10 protein-coding genes are annotated in these 12474 nt (G+C 66.9%); 3 read left to right on the top strand and 7 right to left on the bottom strand.

Annotation, left to right across the window (positions count from 1 at the left end):
- Positions 1-78: 78 nt before the first annotated feature.
- From QQL87_RS22650 to QQL87_RS22640, 3 genes are all read right to left on the bottom strand, one after another.
- Positions 79-957: an MlaD family protein gene (locus QQL87_RS22650; RefSeq protein WP_284420918.1), complete on the bottom strand. Its 879-nt coding sequence runs from the start codon at positions 955-957 to the stop codon at positions 79-81.
- Between the two features lie 153 nt (positions 958-1110).
- Complete coding sequence (locus tag QQL87_RS22645) at positions 1111-1881, bottom strand: ABC transporter ATP-binding protein (protein WP_284420919.1); 771 nt, start codon at positions 1879-1881, stop codon at positions 1111-1113.
- A gap of 1 nt (position 1882) precedes the next feature.
- The gene (locus QQL87_RS22640) at positions 1883-3016 is read right to left on the bottom strand and encodes an ABC transporter permease (RefSeq protein ID WP_284420920.1); all 1134 of its coding nucleotides are present in this window, start codon (positions 3014-3016) and stop codon (positions 1883-1885) included.
- Positions 3017-3174: 158 nt separating this feature from the next.
- Here QQL87_RS22640 and dgcA point away from each other — a divergent pair, with 158 nt between their 5' ends.
- Complete coding sequence (dgcA, locus tag QQL87_RS22635; protein ID WP_284420921.1) at positions 3175-4170, top strand: N-acetyl-D-Glu racemase DgcA; 996 nt, start codon at positions 3175-3177, stop codon at positions 4168-4170.
- On the opposite strand, the gene QQL87_RS22630 is transcribed toward dgcA, so the two are convergent.
- Positions 4152-5339: an MFS transporter gene (locus QQL87_RS22630; RefSeq protein ID WP_284420922.1), complete on the bottom strand. Its 1188-nt coding sequence runs from the start codon at positions 5337-5339 to the stop codon at positions 4152-4154. The two genes, dgcA and QQL87_RS22630, sit on opposite strands and share 19 nt — an antisense overlap.
- 75 nt (positions 5340-5414) lie before the next feature.
- On the opposite strand from QQL87_RS22630, the gene QQL87_RS22625 reads away from it, so the two are divergent.
- Both QQL87_RS22625 and QQL87_RS22620 read left to right on the top strand, forming a co-directional pair.
- Positions 5415-7010: a hypothetical protein gene (locus tag QQL87_RS22625; protein ID WP_284420923.1), complete on the top strand. Its 1596-nt coding sequence runs from the start codon at positions 5415-5417 to the stop codon at positions 7008-7010.
- Between the two features lie 159 nt (positions 7011-7169).
- Positions 7170-8891 carry a caspase family protein gene (locus QQL87_RS22620; protein WP_284424123.1) on the top strand — a complete coding sequence of 574 codons (1722 nt, stop codon included), beginning with the start codon at positions 7170-7172 and terminating at the stop codon, positions 8889-8891.
- A 10-nt stretch (positions 8892-8901) separates the two neighbouring features.
- On the opposite strand, the gene QQL87_RS22615 is transcribed toward QQL87_RS22620, so the two are convergent.
- The 3 genes from QQL87_RS22615 to pyk all read right to left on the bottom strand — a co-directional run bounded on the left by QQL87_RS22615 (position 8902) and on the right by pyk (position 12361).
- Positions 8902-9891, bottom strand: coding sequence for a threonine ammonia-lyase (locus QQL87_RS22615; protein ID WP_284420925.1), 990 nt, complete (start codon positions 9889-9891; stop codon positions 8902-8904).
- A gap of 46 nt (positions 9892-9937) precedes the next feature.
- On the bottom strand, positions 9938-10750 hold the full coding sequence (locus QQL87_RS22610) for a UDP-2,3-diacylglucosamine diphosphatase (protein WP_284420926.1): 813 nt from the start codon (positions 10748-10750) through the stop codon (positions 9938-9940).
- A 192-nt stretch (positions 10751-10942) separates the two neighbouring features.
- Positions 10943-12361 carry a pyruvate kinase gene (gene pyk / locus QQL87_RS22605; protein ID WP_284420927.1) on the bottom strand — a complete coding sequence of 473 codons (1419 nt, stop codon included), beginning with the start codon at positions 12359-12361 and terminating at the stop codon, positions 10943-10945.
- Positions 12362-12474 lie beyond the last annotated feature (113 nt).

Raw genomic sequence — 12474 nt, 5'->3', positions numbered from 1 at the left:
AACAGCCATCGGCGTGCAGCGTGCAGCAGGGCTTGCTCGCCCTACTCGCTACTTCCCCATTCGCTATTCGCGAATGCCTCAGCGCCGTCCGCTCGCGGCGGGCGCCGGTGCCGGGGCCGGCTGCGAAGCCTGGGCGTTGCTCGGGCTGGAATTGCTGGCGCCGAACAGGACCCGGGTCGGGTTGCGGTCGAAATTGTTCACGGCACGGCTGATGTCGGACAGCGTGCGCCGTCCGTCCGCCATCAGCGCGCCGGAGCGCTTGTCGAAATCATCGGCGAGTTCGCGGATCGACTTCACCGTCAGGAACAGCTCGCCGCCATCCTTGCCGCCGGCCAGCGTGTTGAGGCCGAGCATCAGGGTGTCGGCCTTGCCCATGATGCCATCGACGCGGCTCATGACGCCGTCGATGCGCTCGGAGTTGCGCGCCAGCGACTGGGTGAAGACCTCGAGGTTCTTGATCGAGTTCTTCACGGCCTCCTGGTTGTCGGCCACCACCTTGTTGATGTTCTGCAGGGTCGCACGGATCGCCTCGGTGACGTCCTGCAGCCGGGTCGGATCGGCGCGCAGCAACGGCACGCCGTCCTCGTCGAGCGGCGGCGGCGGCGCGGCCTCCTCGCCGCCCTTCAGCGAGATCGCGGCCACGCCGGTGAGCCCCTGGAACTCGAGGCCGACCAGGGTGTCCTTGCGGATCGGCGCATTGTTCTCGACCATCGCCAGCGCCACCACGCGGCGCGGATTGTCGAGCTTGACCGAGATCACCTCGCCGACCCGGATACCGTTGAAGTTGACGCTGCCGCCATTGCGCAGACCTGCGGCCGGCCCTTCGAACACCACCCGCAACGGACTGCGCTGCTTGGTGGTATGCAGGCTCTGGAACCACAGGACGAACCCGACCGCCGCGGCGAATACCGCCAGCGTGAACGATCCGATCAGGACGTAATTCGCCCGCGTTTCCATTACCAACTCCGGTACCGGCACATTGCGGCGGACATCAGTGCCACCGCTCCCGTGCGCTCTCGGTTGGCGCCGGACCGCGGCACCCACCCCATCAGCTTTGTCGCGGGAGTCCCCACTCCCGCTCACAAAAAATCATCCCCGGGGCGCTCTACGCTACCCCATCACGGCGCGTGCACGCTTGCCGTGGAAATACTGCCGGAGCCATGGATGCTCCGAGGCCTGCATGTCGGCCATCGATCCCGCGGCAATGATCTTGCCGTTGCCAAGCACGGCAATGCGGTCGCAGGCCGTGTAGAGGCTGTCGAGATCATGGGTTACCATGAAAACCGTCAGTCCCAAAGTCCGCTGCAGGGTGCGCACGAGCTCGTCGAAATCGCCGGCGCCGATCGGGTCGAGCCCCGAGGTCGGCTCGTCGAGAAACACGAGCTCCGGATCGAGCGCCAGGGCCCGCGCCAGCGCGACGCGCTTGATCATGCCGCCGGACAGCTCGCTCGGGAAACGATCCGCAACATCAGGCCGCAATCCGACCATCACCAGCTTGGCGACCATGATCTCGTCGAGCAGCCGCTGCGAGACCTTGAGATATTCCCGCACCGGGAACTGGATGTTCTGCCGCACCGTGAGCGAGGAGAACAGCGCCCCCTGCTGGAACAGCACGCCCCAGCGCCGCTCCACGGCGCGGCGGCCGGCCCGATCGGCGGCATCGAGATTGACGCCGAACACCTCGATATTTCCCGACAGCTTCGGCACGAGTCCGATGATGGTACGGGTCAGCACCGACTTGCCGGCGCCGGAGGGACCGACGAAGCCGAGGATCTCGCCGCGCTTGACGTCGAGATCGAGGCCATCGAGCACGCGCGTCTTGCCGAACTGCACGGTAACGTCGCGCACGCGGATGATCGGATCGGAGATCTCCTGCGTCATGTCACATCCCGACCGCCGCGAAGAAGATCGCGAACACGCCGTCCATCACGATGACGAAGAAGATGCCCTTCACGACCGACGACGTGGTGTGGCGCCCCAGCGATTCCGCGCTGCCCTGCACAGCGAGGCCTTCGACGCAGGCCACGATCCCGATCACGGCCGCCATGACCGGCGCCTTGAGCAGGCCGACGGTGAAATGGTCGATCGAGATCGCATCGCGCAGCCGCAGCAGGAAGGCTTCGGGATCGACGCCGCCGTAGAACCAGGCGACCAGCCCGCCGCCATAGAGCGCGGCGATGTCGCCGAGAAAGGCCAGGATCGGCAGCGCGATCACCAGCGCCAGCATGCGCGGCAGGATCAGGACCTCGATCGGGTCGAAGCCCATGGTGCGCAGCGCATCGATCTCCTCGCGCATCTTCATCGAGCCGAGCTCGGCCGTATAGGCGCTGCCCGAGCGGCCGGCGATCATGATCGCGACCAGCAGCACGCCGATCTCGCGCAGCACCAGCACGCCGAGCATGTCGACGACAAAGATGTCGGCGCCGAACCTGCGGAAATGGAAGATGCCCTGCTGGGCGATGATGCAGCCGATCAGGAAGGTGATCAGCACGACGATCGGCACCGCGCGCCAGCACACCTGCTCGAGATGGTGGATGGTCGAGGTCAGCCGGAAGCTGCGGGGGTGAATGAGCACGCGGCCGCTGGCGACGATGACCGCGCCGAGCATGTCGATCAGCGCGGCGACGGTGCCCAAGATGCCGGCGACGCTGAGGCCGATCTGCCCCAGCATGCCGGTGATGGTCACCGTGGTCGCATCGCCGTCGGGCGCCATGCTGACGCGGCGGACCTCATCGACCAGACTGGCGTAGTTGGCCGACAGGCCGTCGATCCTGGCCTCGACGGTTGCCGTGGTGAAGCTGCGGCGCAGTCGCTCGATCAGCCATGCACCGAACGTATCGAGTTTGGAGACCTGCGAGACGTCGATCGAGACGTCTTTGGTCTTGCCGGCGAGCTTCTCGGCGTCGGCGACCAGCCGTTCGAGCGACGGTGCAAAGCGCGCAGTCCAGGCGCCCGTCGCACGCAGCGACAGCGCATTGCCCTCGCCGCTTCGTTGCAGATCAGGGCTGCCCGTCACGACGACCAACCTTGCGGCTGCCGATATCCGCTCCTTGACGAGAAAAATCCCACCGCGTCGCCACCACCTTGCCGGAGACCCCCATCAACAGCCATAGTCGATCCCATCGCGCAAGTCCCAAGCGCCTCATTCCGGTTCACAAATCGCCAGACTTTCAAATGACTTCCAACGGTTTTCCAATACTGGACGCTCACATCGGCCACTGGCCGATCGCCGGCAGCTTCACGATCAGCCGCGGCTCGAAGGCCGAAGCCGTCACGGTGATCGCGGAGCTGCGACACGGCGACATCGTGGGCCGCGGCGAATGCGTGCCCTATCCGCGTTATGGCGAGACGCCGGAAGCCGCGCAGGGCGCCCTGCTCGCGATGCGCGACGCCATCGCCTCCGGCCTCGATCGCGACGCGCTGCAGGCGGCGATGCCGCCGGGCGCCGCGCGCAACGCGCTCGATTGCGCGCTGCTCGATCTCGCAGCCAAGCGCAGCGGCCGCCGCATCTGGGACCTGCTCGGACGCCGCGCGCCGCAGCCCTGCGTGACCGCCTACACGATCTCGCTCGGCGCGCCCGACTTCATGGCCAAGGCCGCCGCCAAGGCGGCGCACCGTCCGCTGCTCAAGATCAAGCTCGGCGGTGACGGCGATCCGGCGCGGATCACAGCGGTGCGGACGGCAGCGCCGCAGTCGCAGCTGATCGTCGATGCCAACGAATCCTGGACCGAGGCCAACCTCGAAACCAATCTCGCCGCCTGCGCCGCTGCCGGTGTCACCCTGGTCGAACAACCCCTGCCCGCAGGCAAGGACGAGGTCCTCGGCCGCATCTCGCGCCCGATCGCGGTCTGCGCCGACGAAAGCGTTCATGACCGGAACTCGCTCGACCCGCTTCGCGGGCGCTACGATGCCGTCAACATCAAGCTCGACAAGACCGGAGGGCTGACCGAGGCGCTGGCCATGGCGGACGCGGCCCGGACGCTCGGCTTCGACATCATGGTCGGCTGCATGGTCGGAACATCGCTCTCCATGGCGCCGGCCATGCTGCTGACGCCGCTCGCCCGCTATGTCGATCTGGACGGTCCGCTGCTGCTGGCCGAGGATTGCGCGCACGGGCTGCACTACGAGGATAGCGTGGTTTATCCGCCCGATCAGGCCTTGTGGGGCTGAATCGACAGACCGACGCGCGCGAACCACATCAGCGCGCCGCCGAGGCCGGCCATCACAGCCATCGCGTAGTAGACGCCCGGTCCATAAGCCGCGTAGAGCGGTCCCGACAGGATCGACGCCGCCGAGCCGACGACACCGCTGGCGGCGGCGTAGTAGCCCTGCCCGCGCGCCGTCAGATGCGCCGGCACCTCACGCACCAGAAGCCCCATCGTACCGACCAGCGTCAGCCCGAAGGTGAAGCCGTGGCTGATCTGGACCGCCGCGAGGCCGGCCGCGTGCGGCTCCTGGGCCGTCAGCGTCCAGCGCAGCACGGCGGCGACCGCGCCGATGATGACCAGGCTGACGGGCGACAGCGTGAACCGCGGCGACAGGGCAAACACCACGATTTCGGCCAGCACGCCCATGCTCCAGAGCCAGCCGATGGTGAGCCCGCTGAGCCCCTGCGCCGTCCACTCGATCGCCGAGAACGTGTAATAGGCCGCGTGGCTGCCCTGGATCAGCGCCGAGGAGGCGATGATGCAGAGGAAGCGCGGGCTGCCGAGCGGGCTGCGCCCGTCCTGCACCGGACCCGTGCTGCGCGGCAACGGCGGCAGCCCCTGCAGAAGCACGCTGCTCGCAGCCCCGCACAGCGCGACCGAGACGATGATCCAGATCAGCTCAGGCGCGGGCACGATGTCGGCCAATCCGCCGCATAGCAGCGTCCCGACGATGAACGCCGCTGATCCCCACAGCCGCAACCGTCCGTAGTTGAGGCCATAGCTCATGACGCCGCGAAGAGCGTAGGCGTCCGTCAACGGGACGACGGGAGTCCACAGGCTGCACAGCCCCGCATAGACGACAAAGACGAGCCAGGGCTGGTGTTGAACGGCGAGAACGGCAAAGCCCGACGCAGTTGCGAAAGTCGTCAGCCGCAACGCGGCGCGCAAGGCTTGGCGGCGCTCGGCGAGCGCGGTGATCAGTGGCAGGACCGTGAAGCGTGTGACGGCTGGAACCGCGATGATGATGCCGATCCAGGAGGCGTCCAGCCCGATCGCCCGTAGCCACACGGGAAAAAACGGCAGGTGCGTTCCCGACAGCGCGAACACCGCGCCATAGAACAGCCCCAACCTTCCCGCGAATCGGCGCGACAATACCGGCGATGTGGTGGAGATTTGTCGGGACAGTGGCATCAATTCAATTGCGATTCGATCAATATCATGGTGATCGTTATGCCAACGCGCAGCAATTTGCGCGATGGGTCTGTCATGGTCGATGAAGTCTTCGCCCTCTCGCCGATATCCGCCCGTGCGGCTCAGCCGAACGAGACCGATTACGAGGCGATCCGCGATGCCTTCATGGAGACGGCGCGCGGCCGCTGGTTCCTCGGCGAATACGCCAAGCGCAACCGCAACGCCGACACCAGCATGGTGCTCGACGCGGTGGCGCGCATCGAGCATGCGCTGGCGTCTCAACGTGAACAGCAACAGGACCTCGAGCAGGCCGACAGCAAGGCGCTGCCGGAAGCGCTGGCCGCGATCCGCGCCGCGGTCGAGGATGCCGCGCTCGCTGCCGCCTCTGCGGTCGACCGCATGGCGCTCGAGCAGAACCTGGCGCCCGTGCGTAAGGGCACCCGGATCATCAAGGAGATCTCCTGGCGCTGGCGCGAGATCGGCGCCGATTCCCGGATCTGCGACCTGATCGATTCGCAGGTGACCTCGATCGAGGCCGCTTGCGACCAGCTCGCGAGCGTCGACCCGAAGGCTGCGCTGCTCGCAGCGTTCGAGATCATCAAGACGCGACTGAAGGAGCTCGACGAGGGACAGGCAACGGCCTCGCTTGCGCCCGAGGAAACCGTGCCCGCGGCGTCTGCCGCGCCGTCATCGACCTTAGCGTCAGCCCCCATGGCCGAGGCCCCGCTGCCCATGGCGGAGGACATCGCCCGGGAGCCGGCGCCCGAGCCGGCCGCCCCGCCCGTGGTGGCGGCAAACAGTCCGCTCGTGGAAGCTGTGGCCGCGATCGAGGCAATCGGGACGCCCGCCGCGACGGCTGCCGTCATGGTCGCAGAGATGGCGGTCGAAAACCCCGCGACGGACCCCGAAACCGCAGCCGTCGCGATGCCACTCAGCCCCATCGCCCTGGCGGAGATCGTGGCCGAGCCCTCGATTGCCGAAGCTCTGGTCGAGATCGAGCAGCAGAGCCCCGGCGAGACCGAGGATGCGGCAGCCGCGGAGGCGCAGGACGAGGCCATCCTTGACCTGGTCGCGGCCGCGATGGGAGCGCCCGATCCGATCGAGGAAGAGGAGTTCAATCGTTCGCGAACCCTGGGCTTCGACATCGCGGAGCCGACCTCGATCGACGACGACATCGTCGCCAGCTTCGGCGAGCCTCCGTCAACGGAGCCTCCGTCATCGGAGCGTGCGCCATCGGCACCTCCGTCATTTGAGCCTCCATCATTGGAGCCTGAGCTTGCGCCGACGACGGCGAAAGCTCCCGCAGCGAGCACGGCGGCACCAGCAGCTCATGAACCGGCGGCCGCTCCCCCGATCGCCCTGGCTCCGCTTCCAAGCCCCCCAGTAGCGGCAACGCAGCTCCCGGAATCGATTGCGGCCGAAACCCTGGCTGCCGTCGCCGCAGCCGTGGCGCCCCAGGCCGAGATCGCATCGCCCCGGCATGTCCCTCATGCCCCCGTTGCGCCTCAGAGCACGACCACCTACCCGATGCTGAAGCCGGCCTACGAGCCGTCACTGGGCTCGACCCTGCTGACGAACGGCCTTCTGCAGCGTTCGCAGGCACCGGCCAACGATCCGTTGTCGCCGATCCGGCGCATGAGCCAGCCCGAGAAGATCGCGTTCTTCTCCTGAACAACGCCACCACGTCCCCGCGCTGGTCGCTCACACGTCCCTCCTCAACTCAGCTCGTCTCCGATCTCGGATGGGTGAGGCGGATCACTTACGCCGGTCATCGATCCACCTAGCCTGCTCCTCGAGCCATTCGCTTTGCGCATGCACGAGGAGAAGCCCGTGTCCGTTCGACGATTTCACGTTCCCAGAGCCGCCTGGACGTCTCTGCTGACATCAGCGCTGCTGGGTCTCATCACCTGTCTCGGCCCGAGCCCGGGCTGGGCCGCCAGCAGTGACATCGACAGCCTGCAGACGCCGCCGCGCGCGCTGGCTGCCCCCTTGCCGCCGCAGGCGGACAGTGCGCCCGCCGCGCCCCAGCAAGGAGCCGAGCCCCGCGTCGCGCTCGTGATCGGCAATTCGAGCTACCAGAATGCGCCGCCGCTGGAGAACCCCGACAACGATGCCCACGCGGTGGCGAAATTGTTGAACTCAGCAGGCTTCGAGGTGATCACGGCGACCGACCTGACGCAGAACGAGATGCTCAAGGTCGTGCAGGATTTTTCGAGCCGCGTCGCCGCGCACGGGCCGAATGCCGTCGCGATGGTCTACTACGCAGGCCACGGGGTTCAGCTCGCGGGCGAGAACTACCTTATCCCGATCGACGCCCGCATCGTCGCGCCCTCCGATCTCACGACCAGCACGGTCCGGCTGGTCGATCTGATGGCTACGCTCGATGCCATTCCGAGCCGGATGCGGATCGTCGTGCTCGACGCCTGCCGCAACAATCCGTTCCCTTCGATCAACGATGCCGGACGCGGGCTGGCCATTGTCGACGCGCCGAACGGCTCGATCGTCGGCTATTCGACCTCGCCCGGCGAGGAGGCGCTCGACGGCCGTGGCGAGCACAGTCCCTATACGCAGGCGTTCCTGAATCTGGCTCGGCAGCCGAACCTGCCGATCGAGCAGTTGTTCAAGCGCGTTCGTCTGCAGGTGAACCAGACGACGGATGGACGGCAAACGCCGTGGGAGAGCTCATCGCTGACCAGCGATTTCACCTTCTTCGGCGATACGCTGGTCGCAGCAGCACGCCCAGCCGAAAATGCGCCGGTGATCCAGATGGCGGCCAACCTGCCCAGCCGGTCCGTGCGGCAGGCCTATGACTACGTGCTGTCGGAGAACCGTCCGCAATATTATCGCGAGTTCATCGAGATGTATCCGCGCGATCCGCTCGCCGAGCGCATCCGTGCCCTGCTCTCCGGCCTCGTGCAGGCCGCCGCGTGGCACCAGACGGTGCTGGCGAACTCGCCGGCGGCCTATAAGAGCTTCAGCGACTCCTATGCCGACAGCCCCTATGCGCCCGTCGCGCTGCGGCTGCAGGTTCAGCCGCGGCCCATCCCGGTGCTGCAGCCGAGCCGGCTGATGGTGCCGCCGCAGCTGACCCCCGTCATGCGGCCGCTTAACCCGGGCGCTCAGATGCAGGGCCGCCCCGACGTGCTGCCGAAGCAGCCGACCGGCAACCTGCCGCTGCGTCAGCCGCTGCCGCCCACGGTCGTCACCAAGAACATCGGCATCAACACCGGCGTGAACAAGGTCATCGATGCGCGGCCAATCGGTCCGAACAAGATGGGCGACAAGATCGCGCCGCCGTCGAACCCGCCACTGGCTACGAAGATCCAGCGCGATCCGCTGCAGCGCGGTCCGGGCCGTCCGTTCGAGACCCACGAGGCCCGACGCCCCTTCCCCGGCAACTCCGGATCGTTCAAGCCGCATCCGCCGATGGCACGCGGCCGGGGAGGAATGCTGGGCGGGCCAATGCGCGGTTCCAGCACGCCGCGCGTCGCGCAGTCCGGCCCGCGCATGGACGGCGGAGGATTTGCGAAGAGCGGCCACAGCTTCCGCTGAGGCCTGGCGCTCAGGCGATCAGCCTGGCGTAGAGATCGGCATCGACATTGCCGCCGGAGAGAACGATCACCACCGTCTTTCCCGCAACGTCGAGCCGACCGGCCAGCAAGGCTGCGAGGCCGACCGAACCGCCGGGCTCGACCACGAGCTTGAGCTCACGGAAAGCAACGCCGACCGCGCGGCCGACCTCATCATCCGAGGCCTCGACCGCCGCCGACAGCAGCCGGCTGTTGATGGCGAAGGTGATCTCGCCGGGAATCGCCGCCATCAGCGCATCACAGATGGTGCGCCCCTTGGCCTCATGCGCCTCGCGGTGACCCGCCCGCAGCGAGCGCGCATGGTCGTCGAAGCCCTTGGGTTCGGCGACGATCATCTGCGTCTCGGGGAAGCGCGCCTTCACCGCCGTCGACACGCCGGCGAGCAATCCGCCGCCACTGGCCGGCACGATCACCATGTCGGGTGACAGGCCCAGCGCAGTCAGATCCTCGGCAATCTCACGGCCGACCGTGCCCTGCCCCGCGATGACATAGGGATCATCATAGGGCGGCACCACCGTCGACCCACGCTTGCCGGCAATGTCGCACGCGATCGCCTCGCGGTCCTCACGGTCGCGATCGTAGAGCACGACGGTGGCGCCGAACGCCTTGGTGCGCTCGCGCTTCGCCACTGGCGCATCCGAGGGCATCACGATCGTGGCGTCCATGCCGAGCAGCGTCGCCGCATGGGCGACGCCCTGGGCGTGGTTGCCGGACGAGAATGCAACGACGCCATTGGCGCGCGCGTCTTGCGGGATCGACGCGAGCTTGTTGTAGGCGCCGCGGAACTTGAAGGAGCCGGTCCGTTGCAGCACTTCCGGCTTCACGAACACGTTGGCCTTGAACTGCGCGCTGAGCACGGGGGCCGGCAGCAGCGGCGTCCGCACCGCCACGGGTGCGAGCGTGGCCGCCGCGGCATCGATGTCGGCGGCGGTCACGGGCAGGATCGGGGAATGAGCTGTCATCCCCTATTTTACCGCGCCCGATCGCCGGGAGGCAAGGGAGCTGGCGTCAGGCGGCGCGGGCGGCCAGTTGCGGAACCGGCGCCGCCTGCTTCAGCGGATCGGTCCAGGTCAGGATCTCGAAGCGGCCGTCCTCGTGCTCGACCAGCGCCGTGCAGCTCTCGACCCAGTCGCCGCAATTCATGTAGCGGATGCCGTCCTGGTCGCGGATGACGGCACAGTGGATGTGACCGCAGATCACGCCATCGGCGCCATGCCGCCGCGCCTCGGAGGCCAGCGCGGTCTCGAACGCGCCGATGTAGTTCACCGCGTTCTTGACCTTCTGCTTGGCCCATTGCGAGAGCGACCAATAGGGCACGCCGAACATGCGGCGGAAGAAGTTGACCAGACGATTCATCTGGATCGCGAAGTCGTAGGCCTTGTCGCCGAGATGGGCGAGCCAGCGGGCGTTCTGGACGACGAGATCGAAAATGTCGCCGTGAATGACCAGATAGCGCTGGCCGTCGGCGCCGGTGTGGACGATGTGCTCGACGACGTCGATGCCGCCAAAATGCGTGCCGTAATAGCCGCGCAGGAACTCGTCGTGATTGCCGGGCACGTAGACGATCTTGGCGCCCTTGCGGGCCTTGCGCAGCATCTTCTGCACGAGGTCGTTGTGCGACTGCGGCCAGTGCCAGCTCGATTTGAGCGCCCAGCCGTCGATGATGTCGCCGACCAGGTAGATCGTGTCGGCATCATGGTGGCGCAGGAAATCCACGAGGAGATTGGCCTGCGAGCCGCGGGCTCCGAGATGAACGTCGGAGATGAACAACGTCCGAAAGCGCTTCGTCGGGCTTTCTTCACCGGCAGTCTCAAGTCCCATGCGCGCCCACCTAACAGTCCCTGATGACACTGCGATGACGACCGGCCGCATTGGCAGAACCCATCCTGCCGGACCGCTGCTGACACCGTCGGATGACGACTCGCGATGTCCCCGTCACAGCCCCGCGATACCAGCGGGGTGCGACAATCAGGCGACACGCCGGCGGCCCGCACAGGGAATTTCGGCTGCCTCCTATCTGGGCACGGTGACGACGCGCAAATTGTTGGTGGTGCCGGCCTGCGCGAATGGAATGCCGGCGACGACGACGAGCAGATCGGTCGCTTGCGCGAACTCCTCCTGGACCGCGAAGGACGTCGCGCGCTCGACCATCTCCTCATAGCTCTGCACATCCTGCGACAGCACGCTGTGCGCGCCCCACAACAGGCACATCCGGCGCGAGGTGTCCTCGTTCGGGGTGATCGCGAGGATCGGCAGGCTCGGCCGCTTGCGCGCGACGCGCGAGGCGGACGTGCCGCTCGACGTGTAGGCCACGATCGCCTTGGCATGGATGGCCGAGGCGAGATCGGCCGCGGCGGTCGCCACCGCATGCGGCGCGGTCTGCTCCTCGTCGGGCTGCGTCGCCTGGATGATCGAGCCGTACATCTTGTGCTTCTCGGTCGCCTTGATGATGCTGTCCATCATCGCCACCGCCTCGCGCGGATATTGCCCGCTGGCCGATTCTGCCGACAGCATCACCGCATCGGCACCGTCATAGATGGCGGTCGCGACGTCCGAGACTTCGGCGCGCGTCGGCGTCGGCGTCGCCACCATCGAGTCCAGCATCTGCGTCGCGACGATCACCGGCTTCACGGCGAGCCGGCAGGCCCGCACCAGCTCCTTCTGCTTGCCCGGCACGTCCTCGTTCGGAATCTCGACGCCGAGATCACCACGCGCGACCATGATCGCATCCGAGAGCTGGATGATGTCGTCGATCCGCTCCAGCGCCGCGGGCTTCTCGATCTTGGACATGATGCCGGCGCGGCCGCCGATGAGGCCCCTCGCCTCGATCACGTCGGACGGCTTCTGCACGAAGGAGAGCGCGACCCAGTCGACGCCGAGGTCGAGGCCGAAAGCGAGATCGGAGCGATCCTTCGGCGTCAGCGGCGACAGCCCGAGAATGGTACCGGGCAGATTGACACCCTTGTGATTGGAGATCGCGCCGCTGACGATCACCTTGGCCTCGATCCAGTCGTCACCGAGGCCGGTGACGCGCACGCGCACGCGGCCGTCATCGATCAGAAGATCGTGACCGGGCGCGACCGCTGCAAAGATCTCCGGGTGCGGCAACGGAATCGAATCCTTGTCGCCCTCGGTGCCGTTCAACACGAACCGGATGGACTCGCCGGCTACGACCTGAATCTTCTTGTCGCGCAAGGTGCCGACGCGAATCTTCGGTCCCTGCAGATCCATCAGGATGCCGATCGGACGCTGCACGTCCTTCTCCAGCGCGCGGATGGAGGCATGCACCCTGGCGTGATCGGCCTGCGTGCCGTGGCTGAAGTTGAGGCGGAAGGTGTCGACACCGGCGAGGAACAGCGCCTTCAGCATCTCAGGTGAGTTGCTGGCAGGGCCGACGGTCGCAACGATCTTGGCTCGACGGTGACGACGCATGATGTGTCCTTTCTCCCCTAGCCCGCGTTTCACGTCTTGATGACGCGCATGTGATTGTCATGCGCAGACGCGGCGGAAGCGCTGGTATACGCCCCGCAGCGTCCATTGCAAGT

The sequence above is a fragment of the Bradyrhizobium sp. SSBR45G genome (genome assembly GCF_030159255.1).
Taxonomy (GTDB): domain Bacteria; phylum Pseudomonadota; class Alphaproteobacteria; order Rhizobiales; family Xanthobacteraceae; genus Bradyrhizobium.
The sequence above is the reverse complement of the archived record's forward strand: the minus strand, read 5'-3'. Positions and strand labels throughout refer to the sequence as shown.

What these genes read in the sequence shown, in the direction of transcription:
- dgcA (WP_284420921.1), top strand. Translation starts at nt 3,175, where the DNA reads ATGACTTCCAACGGTTTTCCAATACTGGACGCTCACATCGGCCACTGG.
- QQL87_RS22610 (WP_284420926.1), bottom strand. Translation starts at nt 10,750, where the DNA reads ATGGGACTTGAGACTGCCGGTGAAGAAAGCCCGACGAAGCGCTTTCGG.
- QQL87_RS22645 (WP_284420919.1), bottom strand. Translation starts at nt 1,881, where the DNA reads ATGACGCAGGAGATCTCCGATCCGATCATCCGCGTGCGCGACGTTACC.
- QQL87_RS22625 (WP_284420923.1), top strand. Translation starts at nt 5,415, where the DNA reads ATGGTCGATGAAGTCTTCGCCCTCTCGCCGATATCCGCCCGTGCGGCT.
- QQL87_RS22630 (WP_284420922.1), bottom strand. Translation starts at nt 5,339, where the DNA reads ATGCCACTGTCCCGACAAATCTCCACCACATCGCCGGTATTGTCGCGC.
- QQL87_RS22650 (WP_284420918.1), bottom strand. Translation starts at nt 957, where the DNA reads ATGGAAACGCGGGCGAATTACGTCCTGATCGGATCGTTCACGCTGGCG.
- QQL87_RS22615 (WP_284420925.1), bottom strand. Translation starts at nt 9,891, where the DNA reads ATGACAGCTCATTCCCCGATCCTGCCCGTGACCGCCGCCGACATCGAT.
- pyk (WP_284420927.1), bottom strand. Translation starts at nt 12,361, where the DNA reads ATGCGTCGTCACCGTCGAGCCAAGATCGTTGCGACCGTCGGCCCTGCC.